This window comes from Mesorhizobium sp. WSM4828 (assembly GCF_055811175.1).
On the sequence record NZ_JBVVQK010000010.1, the window covers coordinates 48687 to 66127 of the forward strand.

Annotated in this window: 17 protein-coding genes; 9 read left to right on the forward strand and 8 right to left on the reverse strand. The window is 60.4% G+C overall.

What is annotated here, in order from left to right; all coding sequences use genetic code 11:
- Window positions 1-6 precede the first annotated feature (6 nt).
- Window positions 7-894, forward strand: a complete 888-nt coding sequence (locus AC0L2X_RS13810; protein WP_254819527.1) for a branched-chain amino acid ABC transporter permease — start codon at window positions 7-9, stop codon at window positions 892-894.
- 1 nt (window position 895) lies between these two features.
- Window positions 896-1873, forward strand: coding sequence for a branched-chain amino acid ABC transporter permease (locus AC0L2X_RS13815; RefSeq protein WP_473557918.1), 978 nt, complete (start codon window positions 896-898; stop codon window positions 1871-1873).
- Window positions 1874-1892: 19 nt separating this feature from the next.
- Here AC0L2X_RS13815 and AC0L2X_RS13820 read toward each other — a convergent pair whose 3' ends face one another.
- The 4 genes from AC0L2X_RS13820 to AC0L2X_RS13835 are packed head-to-tail and all read right to left on the reverse strand — an operon-like array spanning window position 1893 to window position 5922.
- Entirely contained in the window at window positions 1893-3068 is a 1176-nt protein-coding gene (locus AC0L2X_RS13820; RefSeq protein WP_473557921.1) for an ABC transporter ATP-binding protein, read from the reverse strand.
- Window positions 3061-4203 carry an extracellular solute-binding protein gene (locus tag AC0L2X_RS13825; protein WP_023675643.1) on the reverse strand — a complete coding sequence of 381 codons (1143 nt, stop codon included), beginning with the start codon at window positions 4201-4203 and terminating at the stop codon, window positions 3061-3063. The genes AC0L2X_RS13820 and AC0L2X_RS13825 overlap by 8 nt, the downstream gene beginning before the upstream one ends.
- Window positions 4204-4225: 22 nt before the next feature.
- Window positions 4226-5047, reverse strand: a complete 822-nt coding sequence (locus AC0L2X_RS13830; RefSeq protein WP_352661970.1) for an ABC transporter permease — start codon at window positions 5045-5047, stop codon at window positions 4226-4228.
- Window positions 5044-5922: an ABC transporter permease gene (locus tag AC0L2X_RS13835; RefSeq protein WP_473557923.1), complete on the reverse strand. Its 879-nt coding sequence runs from the start codon at window positions 5920-5922 to the stop codon at window positions 5044-5046. The genes AC0L2X_RS13830 and AC0L2X_RS13835 overlap by 4 nt, the downstream gene beginning before the upstream one ends.
- 249 nt (window positions 5923-6171) lie before the next feature.
- Between AC0L2X_RS13835 and AC0L2X_RS13840 the strand changes: the two genes are divergently transcribed.
- From AC0L2X_RS13840 to AC0L2X_RS13865, 6 genes are all read left to right on the forward strand, one after another.
- The gene (locus AC0L2X_RS13840) at window positions 6172-7098 is read left to right on the forward strand and encodes an ArsR/SmtB family transcription factor (RefSeq protein WP_352455343.1); all 927 of its coding nucleotides are present in this window, start codon (window positions 6172-6174) and stop codon (window positions 7096-7098) included.
- Between the two features lie 184 nt (window positions 7099-7282).
- Window positions 7283-8794 (forward strand): arabinosylfuranosidase ArfA, encoded by a 1512-nt coding sequence (gene arfA, locus AC0L2X_RS13845; protein ID WP_473557926.1) that lies wholly within the window; start codon window positions 7283-7285, stop codon window positions 8792-8794.
- Window positions 8795-8843: 49 nt separating this feature from the next.
- Entirely contained in the window at window positions 8844-9935 is a 1092-nt protein-coding gene (locus tag AC0L2X_RS13850; RefSeq protein WP_473557928.1) for an ABC transporter ATP-binding protein, read from the forward strand.
- Between the two features lie 19 nt (window positions 9936-9954).
- Window positions 9955-10872 carry a carbohydrate ABC transporter permease gene (locus AC0L2X_RS13855; protein ID WP_473558153.1) on the forward strand — a complete coding sequence of 306 codons (918 nt, stop codon included), beginning with the start codon at window positions 9955-9957 and terminating at the stop codon, window positions 10870-10872.
- Window positions 10869-11717, forward strand: coding sequence for a carbohydrate ABC transporter permease (locus AC0L2X_RS13860; RefSeq protein ID WP_473557931.1), 849 nt, complete (start codon window positions 10869-10871; stop codon window positions 11715-11717). Before AC0L2X_RS13855 ends, AC0L2X_RS13860 begins: the two co-directional genes overlap by 4 nt.
- A 95-nt stretch (window positions 11718-11812) precedes the next feature.
- Window positions 11813-13132, forward strand: a complete 1320-nt coding sequence (locus AC0L2X_RS13865) for an ABC transporter substrate-binding protein (protein WP_473557933.1) — start codon at window positions 11813-11815, stop codon at window positions 13130-13132.
- A gap of 182 nt (window positions 13133-13314) precedes the next feature.
- Here the strand turns inward: AC0L2X_RS13865 and minE are convergent, their stop codons facing one another.
- Genes minE through minC form a run of 3 tightly spaced genes read right to left on the reverse strand, consistent with a single transcriptional unit; the run spans window position 13315 to window position 15138 of the window.
- A complete protein-coding gene (gene minE / locus AC0L2X_RS13870) occupies window positions 13315-13587 on the reverse strand; it encodes a cell division topological specificity factor MinE (protein WP_023677151.1) in 273 nt (90 codons plus the stop codon).
- On the reverse strand, window positions 13584-14399 hold the full coding sequence (gene minD, locus AC0L2X_RS13875; protein ID WP_473557935.1) for a septum site-determining protein MinD: 816 nt from the start codon (window positions 14397-14399) through the stop codon (window positions 13584-13586). The genes minE and minD overlap by 4 nt, the downstream gene beginning before the upstream one ends.
- A 19-nt stretch (window positions 14400-14418) precedes the next feature.
- Window positions 14419-15138, reverse strand: a complete 720-nt coding sequence (gene minC, locus AC0L2X_RS13880) for a septum site-determining protein MinC (protein ID WP_473557938.1) — start codon at window positions 15136-15138, stop codon at window positions 14419-14421.
- A gap of 239 nt (window positions 15139-15377) precedes the next feature.
- On the opposite strand from minC, the gene AC0L2X_RS13885 reads away from it, so the two are divergent.
- Complete coding sequence (locus AC0L2X_RS13885) at window positions 15378-16238, forward strand: alpha/beta hydrolase (RefSeq protein WP_473557940.1); 861 nt, start codon at window positions 15378-15380, stop codon at window positions 16236-16238.
- Between the two features lie 94 nt (window positions 16239-16332).
- Here AC0L2X_RS13885 and AC0L2X_RS13890 read toward each other — a convergent pair whose 3' ends face one another.
- Window positions 16333-17439 carry a glycosyltransferase gene (locus tag AC0L2X_RS13890; RefSeq protein ID WP_473557942.1) on the reverse strand — a complete coding sequence of 369 codons (1107 nt, stop codon included), beginning with the start codon at window positions 17437-17439 and terminating at the stop codon, window positions 16333-16335.
- Between the last annotated feature and the right edge of the window lie 2 nt (window positions 17440-17441).

Genomic DNA, 17441 nt, shown 5'->3' on the forward strand with positions numbered 1-17441 from the left:
GGCGCCATGACGATGATCTTCGGAATACCCGTTCAGGCATTCCTCGGCCAATTGCTGGTCGGCCTCATCAACGGCTCGTTCTACGCAATGTTGAGCCTGGGCCTGGCTGTCATATTCGGCCTGTTGCGCGTCATCAATTTCGCCCACGGCGCGCTCTATATGCTCGGCGCCTTCATCGGCTACCTGCTTCTCACCCGGTTCGGCATCGGCTACTGGCCGGCTCTGATCCTGTCGCCGCTGATCGTCGGCGGCTTCGGCGTCGTGGTCGAGCGCCTGGCGCTGTCGAGGCTTTACGACATCGACCCGCTCTACGGGCTGCTTTTCACCTTTGGCCTCGCGCTCGTGCTCGAAGGGGTGTTCCGCTACTACTATGGCGTATCGGGAAGTCCTTATTCCGTGCCGCCGCTGCTTTCCGGGGGAACCAATCTCGGCTTCATGTTCCTGCCTAATTACCGCGGCTGGGTGGTGGTCGCCTCGATGATCGTCTGTTTCGGCACCTGGGCGCTGATCGAGAAGACCAGGCTGGGCTCCTATCTGCGCGCGGCAACGGAGAACCCCGGCCTGGTGCAGGCTTTCGGCGTCAACGTGCCGTTGCTGCTGACTCTCACCTACGGCCTCGGCGCCGCTCTTGCCGGGCTTGCGGGGGTTCTCGCCGCGCCGATCTATCAGGTCAGCCCGCTGATGGGATCTGACCTCATCATCGTCGTCTTCGCCGTCGTCGTGGTCGGCGGCATGGGATCGATCCTCGGGGCGATCGTCACCGGTTACATGCTTGGCCTCGCCGAAGGCCTGACCAAGGTTTTCTATCCCGAAGCCTCCAATCTGGTGGTCTTCGTCATCATGGCGATCGTGCTTCTGGTCCGGCCAGCCGGCCTGTTCGGAAGGGATGCCTGAGATGGCCGAACTCTCACTTCGCGAGACGCGCGCCAAAAGTTCGGTATGGCTTGAATGGACGCTGGTGGGGCTCGCCATTCTGGCGCTGCTGGTGGCGCCTTTCTTCGTCTATCCGATCTTCCTGATGAAGATGCTGTGCTTTGCGCTGTTTGCCTGCGCGTTCAACCTTCTGCTCGGCTACACCGGGCTGTTGTCCTTCGGCCATGCGACATTCTTCGGCGGGGCGGCTTATTTCACCGCATACGCGGTCAAGGTCTGGGGCTGGCCGCCGGAAGCGGGCATCCTGCTCGGTGTCCTGGGAGCCGCGCTGCTCGGCCTTGTGATGGGCTTCTTTGCCATCCGCCGGCAAGGTATCTATTTCGCCATGATCACGCTGGCGCTGTCGCAGATGTTCTTCTTCTTCTGCGTGCAGGCGCCGTTCACCGGAGGTGAGGACGGCATCCAGGGCGTGCCGCGCGGAACGCTCTTCGGCATGCTCGACCTCAACGTCCCGATGAACATCTATTATTTCGTGCTGGCGGTCTTCCTGATCGGCGTGTTCGCCATCTGGCGCATCATCAACTCGCCTTTCGGCATGATCCTGCGTTCCATCCGGGAAAACGAGAGCCGGGCCATTTCGCTGGGCTATTCCGTCGCCAATTACAAGCTGGCGGCATTCGTCATGTCGGCAACATTGGCCGGGCTGGCCGGCGCGCTCAAGGCGATCGTTTTTCAGTTTGCCACGCTCACCGACGTCACCTGGCAGATGTCGGGCGAGGTGATCCTGATGACGCTCCTCGGCGGCATCGGCACCATGGTCGGGCCGATCATTGGCGCCAGCCTGGTCGTCGGCCTGGAAAACACGCTCGCCACCTCGAGTTTTCCTGTGACCATCGCCACCGGCCTGACCTTCATGGTCTGTGTGCTGGTTTTCCGGCGCGGTATTGTCGGTGAGGTCTATGCACGGTTTCTCGGGCCAAAGGGTAACGCGAAAGACTGAACGGCTCAGTTCCGCCTCGCTACGCGATGCGTAAGCCTTGCGCATCGAGAAGCACGCAGCCCAGCGGGTCGAAGCAGACATCGACCGCTTCGCCTTCACGCAGCGGCTGGCCGTCGATCAGCGTGTTGGCGCGCACCTGCGTGCCGGCGCCGATGTCGATCTCGTAGACGGCGTTGCCGCCGAGATAGGAGGTCGAAACGACCCGTCCCTCCAGCCTGTTGGCAGCACCGGCGGCACCGACGGTGAGCTTCTGCGGGCGAACGACGACGGTGACCGCGCTGCCAATCGCGAGCGCCTTAGGCGCGGCCGCCTTTACGACGTGGCCGCTGGCCAGCGCGATCGTCGCCATCTTGCCGTCCATCACTGTCACGCTGCCGGGCAGCATGTTGGCCTTGCCAAGGAAATTGGCGACGAATGCGGTGGCCGGCTGGTCATAGACCTGCGCGGGGGAGCCGATCTGCTCGATCAGGCCGGCGTTCATCACGACGATATCGTCGGACATCGACAAGGCTTCTTCCTGGTCGTGCGTCACGAAGATAGCGGTGATGCCCGTCTCCCTCTGGATTTTCTTGATCTCGACTCGCATGTCCTCGCGCATATTGGCGTCGAGCGCCGACAAGGGCTCGTCCAGCAGCAGCACTTCCGGCTCGAAGACGATGGCGCGGGCCAGTGCGATGCGTTGCTGCTGGCCGCCCGAAAGCTGTGAGGGCAGCTTTGTCTCGCTGCCGGGCAGCCGCACCATATCCAGCGCCTTCTTGACCCGGCGCACGATTTCCGGTTTCGGCACATTTCGGTATTTCAGGCCGAATGCGACGTTGTCGAAGACGTTCTTGTGCGGAAAAAGCGCGTAGTTCTGGAACACCAGACCAATGTTGCGCTTGTAGATCGGGATGTCGTCGACCCGCTTTCCGCCGATCGAGATCTGGCCACTGGAGATGTCGACCAGGCCCGCGATCGATCGCAGGATCGTCGTCTTGCCGCACCCGGACGGACCCAGCAAGGTGACGAAACTACCCTTGCGGATCGCCAGTGAAAAATCGCGTACAGCGGCGAACTTGCCGTAGAAAATATCGATGTCGCGAAACTCGACCGCAGGCTTTCCTATCGGCTGCCGCTCGCTCTGGGCGAGCGGGTCACCAGCAACCCCAGCCGAAGCCGGCCGGGGCTGATGGTCGTGACTGTTGTCGTCATGCACCTTTCGACACCCTGTCCCATTGCTTGGTCCAGGCGTCTTCGTTCTTCGCCCAGTAGAGCGGATCGGCGAAGGTCAGCGATTTCATAGATCCGGTCGGGTCGAAGGCCGGAAGTGCTGCGATCTTGTCGGTCAGCTTCACCTTGGTCGGGTCAAGCGATGGCGGATAGTTCTGGCCCTCGGCGACGGCGATCGACGTGGCCGGGTCCAGCATGAAGTTGATCAGTTCCTCGCATTCGGCCATGGGCGAACCCTTGAGCACCAGCATGTCCTCCATCCATGCGTATGAGCCGGCAGGGTCGAGATAGCCGATCGGCTGGCCCTGCTGCTGCAGGGCGGCGACACGTCCTGACCAGGCGTCGGTGACGACGATCTCGTTTCGCGACAGGAGGTCCATGAGTTCCGCGCCGGAACTCCAGAATTTCTTGGCCAGGTCCCGGGTCTCGCGAACCTTGGCCCAGACCGCATCCATATCCTGGATGTTGTTGGGGTCTTGTTTCGTCTGCAGCGCCGCATACCAGACGCGCGTCGTCATATCGGCGTAGCCGCCGATCTTGCCGGCATATTTCGTGTCGGTAAGCAGGTTGGCGCCCTTTTCCTTGGCTTCCTCCGGCGAGATGACCTTGTTGTTGTAGGCGATGCCGGTGGTGCCGTAATCATATGGCACTGCCGACAGCTTTGGCGTGATCTTACGGAACGGCTCGATCATGGCGGTCAGCACATTCGCCATGTTCGGAATGTTCGCCTCGTTGATCTCCGAATTGAAACCGCCATTGACATATTTGATGTAGTAGTTGACGCCGGAAGAATGGACGATCTGGAAGTCGCCCGGCTTCGACGTCTTGATCTTGGTGATGATCTCGTTCTCGTCGCCAAAGGTGCCCTGGACGACCTTGACCTTGGACTTGGCGGTGTAAGGCTGGAACGCGTACTTATCGATCGCTTCCTGCACCACGCCGCCCCATCCGTCGAAGCGCACTTCCGAGACCGCGGCCAGCGCCCGTCCCATCCAGGGCATGGAAAGCCCGGTGGCGGCGGCAGCGGCGGCCGTCAGCGTCAGGAATGATCGCCGGCTGATGTCGCCATTGGCATAGCGTTCGTTGAGCCGTTCCAGTCGTTTGGTGGTTGTCAGTTTCATTTCCATTCTCCCATTTTCATTTTCACTTGCCTGCCTTGAACCAGGTGAGGCTTTGCAGGATGAGCCCGCCAGCCAAGGGAATGCCGACCGTCAAAAGGATCATGACGGTTCCGAGCGCGTTCACCTCGGGGCTGATCGAGATCTTCAGCATCGAAAGGATTTGCGTCGGCATGGTCTCGACGCCCGCCGGCCGCCAGAACAGGCTGGCCGAGGTGTTGTCGAACGAAATGGTGAACGCGAGCAGAACACTGGCAAGCACTGCGGGAATGAGCAGCGGCAGCGTGATCTCGCGGAATGTCGACACACGCGGCGCCCCGAGCGAAAGCGCTGCCTCCTCATAGGAACGTTTTATGCCGACCATGCGCGCCTGGACGATCAGCACCACGTAGGGGAGCGTGAGCAGAATGTGGCCGAGCACCAGCAGCGTCATGCTGCGCGGCTGGTCGACGGCTTTGATCATGACCAGCAGGCCGACGCCGAGTATCGTTTCGGGGACCAGCGCGGGAAGAATGACAAGCGTGTTGATCGCCTGCTTGCCACGGAACTCGAAGCGCACCAGCGCCAATGCCGCCATGATGCCGAGCAGCGTCGTCACCGTTGCCGTCACCAGGGCAATCCACATCGATGTCCTGAAGGCGTCGAGAACCGGCTCGTTGGTGAGCAGCTTTTCATACCATCGCAGGCTGAAGCCGGTAAGGGGAAAGCCGCCGAACATCGAGGCGTTGAAGGAAAGCACGATCGTCGCGAGGATCGGCGCAAACATAAAGACGTAGACGCACACCGTGATCGCGCCGGTCAGCCGCCACGCCCATCTGCCTTCGCGATCGGGATGATCCGCTCTCATGCACTGAGGCCCTTCATGATCTGCGATAGGCCCATATAGCGGCTGTAGGCGGCCGCGGCCGCGCCGAGCAGGACGAACAGGACGATCGAAAGCGTGGCGCCCATCGGCCAATTGAGCTGCCCCATGATGGTATCGTAGATCAGGTTGCCGAACAGCGCATCGCGGCTGCCGCCGAGCAGCTGCGGCGTCACATAGGAACCGGCCGCCAGCACGAAGCAGAGCAGCAGCCCGGCGCCCAGCCCCGGCATCGATAGCGGCAGGGTCACTTCGCGGAACGCCTGCGCGCTGGTACAGCCCATCGAGCGGGCGGCGGCGATCAGGGTGCGGTCGATGCTTTCCAGGCTGACATAGACGTTCAGGATCATATAGGGCAGCAGAAAATGCAGCAGCCCCATGATGACGGCGCCCTCGGTGTAGAGCATCGGCAACGGCTCGTTGATGACCCCCAGCCTGATGAGCGCGACGTTGATCAGCCCCTGTTCGCCGAGGATGTGAATCCACGAGAACGTCCGGATGGTGAAGCTGATCCAGAACGGCACGATGAGCAGCAACAACAGCAGCCATTTGTGCCTGAAGGTCGTGGCCCAGATGAAATAGGCGGGGAAATAGCCAAGGATCGCACAGATCACCGCGGTGATGGCGCCAACGCGAACGGTCTTCCAAAGAAAACCGTGATAGTAGCTGTCAGTGAGGAATTCCTTCCAGTTGTCGAAGGTCAGTACCGCCGACTCCACTCCCGCGGTGACGAAGGTGAAAAACGTGTAGACCGTCATCATCGCGATCGGCAGCAGCAGAAGCAGGGTAAGCAGCAAAAGCACAGGCGCGACGAGGACCCAGGCCAGTCGCTGATCGTATAATTTCCACCCTTTGGTCACGACCGTCCAACCACTTTATATGCAAGCCGCCATCACCGGGCTCGGCTCCGGACCAGATTGGGCGATCGGCGTTCAGGTGTCCACTCTGCATATGGCTCCTGCGCAAATTCTGTGCAGCGCCACTGCCCGGTTATCGGTCCTGCTGGATTCGACAAATTGCCCGGCGTTCTGCCTGCGCATTGATTAAATCAGATATCCCGATATACAGGATAATTTCGGATATAGATTTTGCATGGGTCGGGCAATTTCATGAGTCGCAATTTTCTGGTGATTGAACCTGAGGAAGGCATTGCCGTGCTCAAGGGGCTTGCCTCCTCGGCGCGCATCTCGATGCTGAAACTGCTGCATGAAAAGGGGCCGATGAATGTCAACGAAATCGCCGCCGTGCTGTCGCTGCCGCAGTCGACCGTCTCGACCAACATCCAGGTGCTGGAGGATGCGGGGCTGATCCGCACCGAGAACCTGAAAGCGAAGAAAGGCAGTCAGAAAATCTGTTATCCGACGGCCGAAGAAGTGCTCGTCGTGTTCAAGAGCGAATATCGTGCGGTCAAGAACGACGCGATCGAAGTGTCGATGCCGATCGGGCTTTATACCGGCTTCGAGGTCACCGCACCTTGCGGCCTTTGCTCGCCGGACGGCATCATCGGCCTGCTAGATGTTCCCAACACTTTCCTCGATCCGGACCGCATGAAAGCCGGTCTGCTATGGTTCACGCGCGGTTTTGTCGAATACCAGTTCCCCAACAATGCCAAGCTCGCCAATGCCGAGATCACCGGACTCGAAGTGGCGATAGAGCTGTCCTCGGAAGTGCCGGGCACCAGCGCCGATTGGCCCTCGGACATCACGCTGACGATCAATGGCGTCGATGTCGGCACCTGGACGTCGCCAGGGGATTTCGGCGACAAGCGCGGCGTCTTCACGCCCTCATGGTGGAAGCTCAAGGGCTCGCAATACGGCAAGCTGAAGAACTGGCGAATTGCCAATGACGGCACCTATGTCGACGGCCTCAGGATTTCCGAAACCGGCCTCGCCGCACTCGATCTGAAGAGCCATCATTCAATCCGCGTCCGTATCGGCGTCAAGGATGACGCCAAGCGCCCCGGCGGGATCAACATTTTCGGCAAGGGCTTTGGAAATTACGATCAGGACATCCTGCTCAGGATCAAAACTGGTTGATATCATGAAACCGGGTTCTGAAGATAACGCAGCAATTTCAAATAGCTGGCTTTCTACCGTGCCAAAGCGTTCGTCTAATTGTCCTACATTTGGGTATTTTGGCTTGACGAAGGGCTGCCAATCCCGCTTTGATATCGGGCAAGATGATTTAAATCATCGTTTGTGATATCGATGGGAGGAATGCATGAAGGCAGCCGTTACGGCTCATCCGCATTATGTTGTCTCGGAAATCGATCCGAGGCTCTACGGATCCTTCATCGAGCATCTGGGGCGAGCAGTTTACACCGGCATCTACGAGCCCGGCCATCCGACAGCGGATGCCAACGGCATGAGGCAGGACGTCATCGATCTCGTCAGGGAACTCAATGTTCCGATCGTCCGCTATCCCGGCGGCAATTTCGTCTCCGCCTACAATTGGGAAGACGGCATTGGCCCCAAGGAACAGCGCCCAGTCCGCCTCGATCTCGCCTGGCACACATCGGAAAGCAACGAAGTCGGCCTGCATGAATTTGCCGATTGGTGCACCTCCGCCAACACCGAGATGATGCTTGCCGTCAATCTCGGCTCGCGCGGCCTAGACGAAGCCCGCAACCTGCTGGAGTACGCCAACCATCCCGGCGGCAGCAAATGGAGCGACAGGCGCATCGCCAACGGCCGCAAGGAGCCCTTCGACGTCAAGCTCTGGTGCCTCGGCAATGAAATGGATGGCCCCTGGCAGATCGGCCACAAGACCGCGGACGAGTATGGCCGCCTGGCGCATGAGACGGCCAAGGCCATGCGCGCCTTCTCCAAGTCACTCGAGCTGGTGGTCTGCGGATCTTCGAATGCCAAGATGCCCACCTACCCTGAATGGGAAGCGACGGTTCTCGACCACACCTACAACGAGGTCGACTACATCTCGCTGCACATGTATTTCGACAACGAAGCCAACGATGCTCCGAACTATCTCGCCATGAGCGAAAAGCTCGACGACTACATTGTCTCGGTCGCCGGCGTCATCGAGTATATCAAGGCCAAGAAGCGCTCCAACAAGCAGGTCTACATCTCGTTCGACGAATGGAACGTCTGGTACCATTCCAAGGAGCAGGACAGGAAGATACTCGGCGGCAGCGACGGTTGGCCGTTCGCCCCGCCGTTGCTCGAAGACATCTATAATTTCGAGGATGTGCTGCAGGTCGGCCTGATCCTCAACACCTTCATCCGCCGTTCCGATGTCGTCAAGATCGCCTGCCTGGCACAACTGGTCAATGTCATCGCGCCGATCATGACCGTTCCGAATGGCCCGGCATGGCGGCAGACGATTTTTTATCCCTATCTGTTTGCTTCTAACTATGGCCGCGGCAACGCGCTGGATCTCAAGGTGGAAAGCCCGACCTACAAATCCACCGTTGCGGGCGAGGTCGCCTATGTCGATGTTGCCGGCGTGCACGACAGGCAAACCGGCCACGTCACGTTCTTCGCCGTCAACCGCCATTCGAGCGAGGCAATCGAAACAGTGGTCGATCTCACCGGCTTCGGCGCGGCGGAGATCGTCGATCACCGGGTGATGGCACACGCCGATCTGAAAGCCGTCAATTCGGCCGAAAACCCTGGCAATGTCAGCCCCAGGAAGGGTGAGGGCGCCTCGCTCGCCGGCGGCAAGCTGAGCCTGTCGCTGCCGGCCTATTCCTACCAGGTCATACGCCTGAGGCTCTGAGTTCAGGCGGATCATCGAGAAAGCGCAAACGCTGAGGAGGAGCGTCGACGTGACGGCCAATATCGAGATCAGGAACGTGAGCAAGCAGTTCGGTGCCATGACCGTGCTGGATCATCTGTCGCTCTCCATAAGGGCACGCGAATTCATCGTGTTCCTGGGCCCGTCCGGCTGCGGAAAATCGACGCTTCTTCGGATGATCGCCGGGCTCGAAGCTGTCGATAGCGGCGAGATTGCCATCAACAACGAGCGCATCGATCATTTGCCGCCGGGCAAGCGCGGCATTGCGATGGTGTTCCAGTCCTATGCGCTTTATCCGCATATGACGGTGCGCGACAACATGGCCTTCGGCCTTGCGAATATCGGCGTACCAGGCAAGGTCATCGAGGCGCGCATCAACGAAGCCGCTCGCATCCTCGAAATGCCGCATCTGCTCGATCGCAAGCCGGGCCAGCTCTCCGGCGGTCAGCGCCAGCGCGTCGCCATCGGCCGTGCGATCGTCAAGGAGCCGAAGGCCTTTCTGTTCGACGAGCCGCTCTCCAATCTCGATGCGGCGTTGCGCACCCGAACCCGCATCGAGCTTGCTCAGCTTCACCAGCGGCTGCAATCGACGATGATCTTCGTCACCCACGACCAGGTCGAGGCAATGACGCTCGCCGACCGCATTGTCGTCATGAACAATCGCAAGATCGACCAGATCGGTACCCCGATGGAGATATACGAGCGCCCGGCGACCAAATTCGTCGCGGGTTTCGTCGGCGCACCGGCGATGAACTTCGTCGATGCGACGCTTGACAGATCCGGCGAGAACGCCACAGCCAGGTTTGCGGACGGCATCTCGGTGCAGACCGAGATTGCCTCCAGCCAATTGACCGACGGCAAGTACACTTTCGGCATCCGTTCTGAAGACGTGCGCATCGTTGCCGCCGGGCAGGGCAATGCCGACGGCGTCGTCGATGTGCTCGAGCGGCTCGGCGAACGCACGCTGATCTACGCGCGGCTGGGTGATGGCCAGCAGATCGTCGGCTCGGATGCCGGCAACAGCCGCGTCGCCGTCGGCGACAGAATCGGGCTCGCCTTTGACGGCCAGAAATCGCATCTGTTCAACGAGACCGGCCGCGCCTGGCATGCGAGGGAGGCCTGAGATGGCTGACCGGCTGGCGATGTCCCCGACCGCGACGCTGGCTGTCGGCGTCGGAGCTCCTACTGCCGACATCTATGCGCCGCAATGGCGAAACTTCATTTTCGTTGCGCCATTCTTGTTCTTCTTCACCACGCTGCTGCTCTTCCCGCTGCTCTGGGGGATGTGGCTGAGTTTCCACAAGGCCGACACGTTCTCGTCCGGAAATTTTGTCGGTCTCGGCAATTACGCCAGGCTGTATCACGACAAGGTTTTCCTGCAATCGATCTGGAACACCTTCTATTTCGTGCTTCTGACGGTACCGACGCTGGCGCTGATCGGCCTTTTCCTGGCGCTTTGCCTCAACCGCCGCACGCGCACTGCCGCGGTTTTGCGGACGCTGTTCTTTTCCTCGTCGGTGCTGTCGGTCACCATCGTCACGCTGATCTGGCGCATCGTCTTCATTCCAAATGTCGGCCTGTTGTCGACGATCTACGGATGGTTCGGCGCGACCGCACCGGCCTTCATTTCCGATCCCAGCCTGGCGATGATCGGCATCGCCATTGCCACCATCTGGTGGTGCATCGGCCTGCCGATGATGCTCTTTCTCTCGGCGCTCCAGCAGATTCCGCAGGACATTTACGAGGCGGCAGCGCTGGACAATGCCAATCGCTGGCAGACGCTACGCTCGATCACGCTGCCGTCGATCAAGCGGACCTTCATCCTGGTGATCATCATTCAGATCGTGCTGCAATTCCAGCTGTTCGGCCAGGCCTGGCTGATGACGCGCGGCGGTCCGAACAACCTGACCAAGCCGATCGTGCTCTACATCTACGATACCGCATTCCGTCGCTGGGATCTCGGCCTGGGTGCCGCTGCATCGGAAATCCTGTTCATCCTCATCCTGATCGCGGCCATGGCCCAGTACCTGGTGACACGCAGCAGGGGAGACCAGGCATGAGCGCTCCAGCCACTTCCATCAAGGGACGGGCATTTGGCGACCACGTGCTATTAGCCCTCGTCATCCTGCTTTCGATCGTCATGATCGCGCCGGTTCTGTGGGTCATCGGCCTGTCGCTCAAGGACAATGCCGAGCTGATGGCCGATCCGAATTCGGTGTTTCACGCGCCTTATACGCTGAAGAACTACATCAATACCGTCGGCACCTCGTCGGTGTTCATCTGGGTGCGCAACAGCATCATCGTCTCGGGCGGATTGACGCTCGGCACGTTGATCCTGTCGTCGCTCGCCGGCTACGGCTTTGCACGGCTGAATTTCCCCGGCCGAGACGTGCTGTTCGTGATTGTGCTGTTCGGCCTGGCGGTCCCGGAGCAGGCCGTGCTCGTCGCCCGTCACCAGATCTTCAGCATGCTGAAATTCCACAACACCTATCAAGGGCTCATCCTGCCGGGCCTTTCGGCTCCGTTCGGCGTCTTCTTGATGACCCAGTATTTCAAGGCCATCCCGAAGGAGCTGGACGAAGCCGCCATGCTCGATAACGCCAGCCGGCTCAGGATTTTCTGGAAGGTGCTTCTGCCGCTCACGCTGCCTGCGCAGGCGACGCTCGGCATCTTCACCTTTCTCGGCGCCTGGAACGAGTACTTCTGGCCGCTGATTTCGGCGACGAGGAAGGACATGTTCACGCTGACGGTGGGCATGGCCTCGACCCAGACCAACTTCGCCCAGTCCGAAGGCATCGGCTTCCTGATGGCGCAGGCGGTGTTCGCCGGTGCACCGATCCTGATCGTCTACCTGTTCTTCCAGAAATACATCGTCACGGCGGTCTCCGGTGCTGCGGTGAGATAACGAAGACTGCCTGACGGCCGGGGGGAATGCGTAGCGATTGAAGCACGAAAGCCAATCCAGGGTGGAGCGGCGGAAACTCAGTAGGAGGAACTGATATGAAACTGAAGAAAATACTGTTTGCCGCAGTTTCTGCGGGCGCAATGATGCTCGCAGCTCCAAGCTTCGCCGCCACGGAACTGAGCGTGCAGCGCTTTTTCGGCGCCTGCGATGCCGATTTCGGCACCAACACCGATCCCACCAAGGCCGTTGGCGAATGCGGCATCATCACCTCGCTGATCAACAAGTTCAACGCCGACAATCCCGATGTCCACGTCAACGTCACCACCGTGGAATGGCCCGGCTATGATCAGCTGACCGCGCAGTTCGCTTCAGGCGACGCTCCGGACATCGTCACGATCCATGAATCCGTACTGTCGGATTATCAGTCGAAGGGCCTGTTGATGCCGCTCGACGATCTCTTGAAGTCGGTCGGCGTGACACCCGACGCCTTCACCGACGCGGCGCGCAATGGCGCCACCAAAGACGGCAAGATCTACGGCCTGCCGATCGACAGCTGGACGATGCTCTATCACATCAACATGGATCTTTTCAAACAAGCCGGCCTGGTCAATGCCGACGGCACGCCGATCTTTCCAAAGTCGCCCGAGGAACTGCTCGCCCAGGCCGAACAGTTCAAGCAGAAGACGGGCAAGCCTTATTTCGTCCAAAACCTGGCCAATGAGACTGCACTCTACACACGCAACCTCTACACCTATCTTTTCCAGCAGGATTCCGATTTCTTCGCCGATCCGAAACATGTGAAGTTGAATACGCCGGAAGCCAAGAAGGTCGTCGAGATGTACAAGGCGATCTTCGAGAAGGGTTACACCACCAAGGATCTCGACTATGGCGGCTCGATCAACGCCTTCCTTGCCGGCGAGGGTGGCGTCCACCTCAACGGCACCTGGGTGGTCGGCGATTACAACGCTCAGTCCGAGACCAAGGGTACGGCGCTCAACAAGGGCGGCTATGCGGTCTATCCGTATCCGCAGCTGTTTGGCGGCACCCACGCGCAATATGCCGACGGCCACACCTGGGCCGTTTCGCAGAAAGACCGCACGCCTGAACAGATCGCGGCCATCGGCAAATTCCTGAAGTTCTTCGCCGACAACGACTTCGAATGGTCGCGCACCGGCCACTTGCCGGCCTATAAGGCCGTCATCACCTCGGAGGCCTTCGAGGCCCTGCCGCATCGCAACACGATCTCTGCGGTCGCCGACCTCGGCAAGCCGCTGCCGTCCGCCGTACAGCGTCAGTTTGCGATCCAGGACATCATCGGCGAAGAGATGAGTGCAGCAATCAGTGGCCAGAAGGACGTCGACACCGCCCTTGCCGACATGGAAAGCCGCGTCAACGAATTGCTCGCCAACATCTGATCACGGGTTTCGAAAGGCCCTCCCAAGGCGCCCCGCGGCTGGAAACGGCCGCGGGGTTTTGGTGAGGCAGTGATTATTGTCCTCGAATTGCGAGACTTGCCGGTGGCAACCGGGTCAAACACGCCAACCACGGCACCGCAACCTCGGCAGCAGCCGACGCAAGCCCTGCCTGGAGGGTTCCATTAGAACGCCGCGGCCATGGGCATTGCGACCTTGTTGGGGATCTGGATGTCGATCTCCAATCTCGATGTCGTCTCGCCGTGATCCATGCTCACCTGCAGGAAATCCTGATCGACCTGAACATGCCGGGCGATCACCGCCATGATCTCCTCGCGCAACACGGAGACGAGATCGGGCTGGTTGCGGCTTCGACGCTCGTAAGCCAACAGCAGTTGCAAGCGTTCGCGCGCCACCGGCGCGCTGCCGCGGCGCTTGAAGATATCGAGCAGGTTCATGCTGCCCTCCTTCCCAACAGCCGGTCGAGAAGGCCCCTCCGCTCGAAAGGCAGAATGACCGGCAGGTCCTCGCCCTCAAGTCTTCTTGCCGCGTCGATATAGGCGCGTGCGGCGGGGTTGGTGTTTTCGCTGAGCGTAACCGGCGCGCCCACATTGGATGCGCGCAGCACGTCCTGGCTCTCGGGAATTATTCCCAGCAGAGGCGTGGACAGGATCTCGAGCACGTCATCGATGCTGAGCATCTCGCCGCGGGCCGCGCGCGCTGCATCATAGCGCGTGACGAGGACGTGTTTGGCAATCAATTCACCTTGCTCGGCTTTCATCGTCCTGGAGTCGAGCAGGCCGATGATGCGATCGGAATCGCGGACCGAGCTCACTTCCGGGTTGGTAACGATTACCGCCTCGTCGGCAAAGCGCATGGCAAGTTGCGCGCCCCGCTCTATGCCGGCTGGGCTATCGCAGAAGACGTAGTCGAAAACCGAGCGCAGCTTGTCGATGACATCGGCGACACCGTCCTCGGTGAGGGCATCCTTGTCGCGCGTTTGCGAGGCCGGCAGCAGGAACAGCGTTTCGAGCCGCTTGTCACGGATCAGCGCCTGCGAAAGCTTGGCGGTTCCCTGAATGACGTTGACGATATCGAAAACAACGCGCCGCTCGGCACCCATGATCAGATCGAGGTTGCGCAGGCCGACATCGAAGTCGACGAGGGCCACCCGCTTGCCGGTTTTCGCGACCGCGGCGCCGAGAGCGGCCGTCGAGGTCGTCTTGCCGACACCCCCCTTGCCGGATGTGACAACCACTACCTTGCCCATATTTGTGCCTCCAATGTTGTTAGTTGAGCGGTGCGACGCAAAGTGCGCCGTCCTCGAGAAAGGCCTGTACCGGCCTTCCTCGCGAGGAGGCGTCCATTTCCTCGGCGGTGCGGTACCAGCCGTCCACCGCCAGAAGTTCGGCTTCGTTTTTCCGGCAAAAGATACGAGCCGCGGAATTTCCCGTAGCGCCGGCGAACGCACGTCCACGCAGCGTGCCGTAGACATGGATCGATCCTCCGGCGATGATCTCGGATCCGGAACTGACGGAGCCGACAATGACCACATCGCCATCTGGGTGAAAGATCGACTGGCCGGAGCGGATCGGTGCCTTGATCATCAATGAGTTCGGCGCCTGCGGCTCTTCCGTCTTGGCCTCAGCGGCGGCCTTCGGGTCAGGCTGCACGTAAAGCGCATCAGCGGTGGCCTCCTTGGCGCCAACGAGGAGCGGCGGCAGATCGGCATCGAGAGCAACATTGCCATCGGCCTCGATCGCGTAAATGCGAATCCCGCGCTCCGCGAGCTGTAAGACCAGATCCCGCATCTCGCCCACTTCGGGCTTGAGCATACTCAGATCGAGCACGACCGGACGGCCGGCAAAGAAGCCGGGAGAGTTTTCGGTCCAGTGATCGAGGCTTTGCAGCCATTCCCCTAGCGGGGCCTCAGGGGTGAGGGTGAAGGCTACAAACGAGCGCGCTCGAAAGCGTATGGACTTGTTTTGGATGGGAGCGACGCAGGTCACAGAGGCGAGTCCTTACTGATTGGTTAAGGCTAGCCCGGCATGGTTAACGAAAAGTTAATGGCGGCTTCCCGAGGCGTTGGCGGAGGCATTCTTTTTGCCTCCGATCGTCCCGCCGGGCGCCCTGCTTCCGATGCACGACGAGGTCCTCCTCGCGGCTGCCTGGAGGCGTCTCCAGTTCACGAGGTCGGCCGACCGGTATATTGTTGCCGGAATGCCGCGCCTATTAAGGAGTTATCGATTTGACAAGCGTTGCCAGGGGGCCTGTCGCGGATCGCGGTCGCGCTACCTATGACCTTGGCGCGACCGCCATCTTTGCTTCCAAATCAGACCCGCGCTTTCACTATTGCCTGTATGTGCCTCCCGCGGTTGGGGAAGGCGCCAAAGTCGATCTGATGGCCGCCATCCATGGCACCGGCCGCACCTCTTTTCTTGGATTCCGCGACGCGTTTTCCGAGTTCGGACGCTGGAACGGCTGCGCCGTTTTGTGTCCGCTGTTTCCCATCGGCGTTCTCGGCGATGATGCCCGCAGCGGGTACAAATATATGCTCGAGGGCAACATACGCTACGATCAGGTGCTGCTCGCGATGATTGAGGAGGTCAGCGCCAAATACAGTCAGGATTGGAGCCGTTTTGCCATGTTCGGATTTTCCGGCGGCGGGCATTTCACGCATCGTTTTGCTATCCTGCATCCCGACAGGCTCTGGGCGGCCTCAATCGGCGCGCCAGGCTCGGTGACCTTGCTCGATCCGACGCATGACTGGTGGGTGGGCATTCGCGATCTGCCGGAGAAGTTCGGCATCACCTTCGATGCCGTAGCGCTGGCAAAAGTGCCTGTCCAGATGATCGTCGGCGACGCTGACCTGGAGACTTGGGAAATCACTCATGTCCAAGGCAGCACCCATTGGATGCCGGGCGCCAACGATGCGGGGCTAACACGGCCGGAACGCCTCATGGCATTGTGTCGATCGTTCGAGGAGGCGGGTGCGCGCGTGCGCTTCGATTTGCTGCCAGGCGTATCTCACGAACGGGACGCGGTTCTCGATTCGGTCAAGGATTTCTTCGCCCAACAACTCAAGGAACGAGGGAACGCCTCACGATGAATTCGTCGCGCTCCAGCCCGTGAAGAGATTACGGCGATCAAAACCCGACCACGTCGATCGCATCCAACGCCGATGTGCTGGCAGTGCGCGACAATCAGAGCAACGCTTCGTACCGATCGCCGATCTTATCGACTGTGAAATCCACCGCCCTTTTTTTCAGCACGGCAGCAGGGGTGGGATGGTCCAGCATCTCGGCCATCGCCTCCGCCAGGGCTGCGCCGTCACCGACCGGCACCAAGGTGCCGAAACGGCCGTCACCGAGTATTTCGCGCGGGCCATGCGGAGCATCGGTGGAGATTATGGGGACACCTGCGGCCATCGCCTCGACCAAGACATTGCCAAAGCCTTCGCTGGTGGATGTAAGGACGAACAGATCGGCTGCGGCATAACAGGTTGCGGGATCGTTGACGTAGCCGGCAAAGAGTACGTCCCCGCCGATGCCGATCTGCTCGGCATAGGCGTGCAATTCGGCAGCCAGCGGACCTTCGCCGAAGATGACAAGCCGGGCAGGGCGGCCGACGCGCAGGGCAGCGAAGGCCCGCAGCAAAGTCCGGTGGTCCTTGACCGGCACCAGGCGTCCGGCGGTGGCGATGACCGGGCCATCGCCCATCGCCGCCAACGCTGCCTGCCAGGCATAGGAATTCCCCTGCGGTGCTTCAGCCGGCGGCAGCGGGTTGTTGATGACGACGACCTTGGATTCGGGGAAGCCGCGGGCGATGATGTCACGGCCGACACCCGCCGAAACGGCGATGGCTTTGGTTGCACGCGCTGCAACCAGCGCGGAAAGCCAGATCGCCAGCCTCGCGCCGAGGCCGCTGGCAGGCAGGGAGGTGGCGGCGTGGAAGCTTGGAAAGAATTTTGCCCGGCTTCTGGCCAACATGAGTGACAGCGCCATCACCAAATTGGCGAATTCCGGGGCACTATAGACCGCATCGGGATCAAGGCGGTGGAACAAATTTGCGCTCCGCACGATGCCTTTCAGCGTCGCCGACTTGGCGTAACCCTCGCCGCGCAAGAGAAGGCCGAAGTCGACCAGGTGCACGGCAGCGGAACGCAGCGCGGCGTTAGGGCCTTCCGAGTTCCAGGTAAAAAGCGTGACCTCGTGGCCACGCGACGCCAGTTCATTTGCCATAAGGACGAAAACACGTTCGGCGCCGCCGCCCCTCAGGCTGGCGATGTGGAAAACGATGCGCTTCGCCATGC

Bases quoted from the DNA above. Each gene is read 5' to 3' on its own strand.
- arfA (WP_473557926.1), top strand. From the start codon at position 7,283: ATGAAGGCAGCCGTTACGGCTCATCCGCATTATGTTGTCTCGGAAATC.
- AC0L2X_RS13855 (WP_473558153.1), top strand. From the start codon at position 9,955: ATGTCCCCGACCGCGACGCTGGCTGTCGGCGTCGGAGCTCCTACTGCC.
- minD (WP_473557935.1), bottom strand. From the start codon at position 14,399: ATGGGCAAGGTAGTGGTTGTCACATCCGGCAAGGGGGGTGTCGGCAAG.
- AC0L2X_RS13840 (WP_352455343.1), top strand. From the start codon at position 6,172: ATGAGTCGCAATTTTCTGGTGATTGAACCTGAGGAAGGCATTGCCGTG.
- AC0L2X_RS13865 (WP_473557933.1), top strand. From the start codon at position 11,813: ATGAAACTGAAGAAAATACTGTTTGCCGCAGTTTCTGCGGGCGCAATG.
- AC0L2X_RS13815 (WP_473557918.1), top strand. From the start codon at position 896: ATGGCCGAACTCTCACTTCGCGAGACGCGCGCCAAAAGTTCGGTATGG.
- AC0L2X_RS13825 (WP_023675643.1), bottom strand. From the start codon at position 4,203: ATGAAACTGACAACCACCAAACGACTGGAACGGCTCAACGAACGCTAT.
- AC0L2X_RS13890 (WP_473557942.1), bottom strand. From the start codon at position 17,439: ATGGCGAAGCGCATCGTTTTCCACATCGCCAGCCTGAGGGGCGGCGGC.
- AC0L2X_RS13830 (WP_352661970.1), bottom strand. From the start codon at position 5,047: ATGAGAGCGGATCATCCCGATCGCGAAGGCAGATGGGCGTGGCGGCTG.
- AC0L2X_RS13860 (WP_473557931.1), top strand. From the start codon at position 10,869: ATGAGCGCTCCAGCCACTTCCATCAAGGGACGGGCATTTGGCGACCAC.
- minE (WP_023677151.1), bottom strand. From the start codon at position 13,587: ATGAACCTGCTCGATATCTTCAAGCGCCGCGGCAGCGCGCCGGTGGCG.
- AC0L2X_RS13810 (WP_254819527.1), top strand. From the start codon at position 7: ATGACGATGATCTTCGGAATACCCGTTCAGGCATTCCTCGGCCAATTG.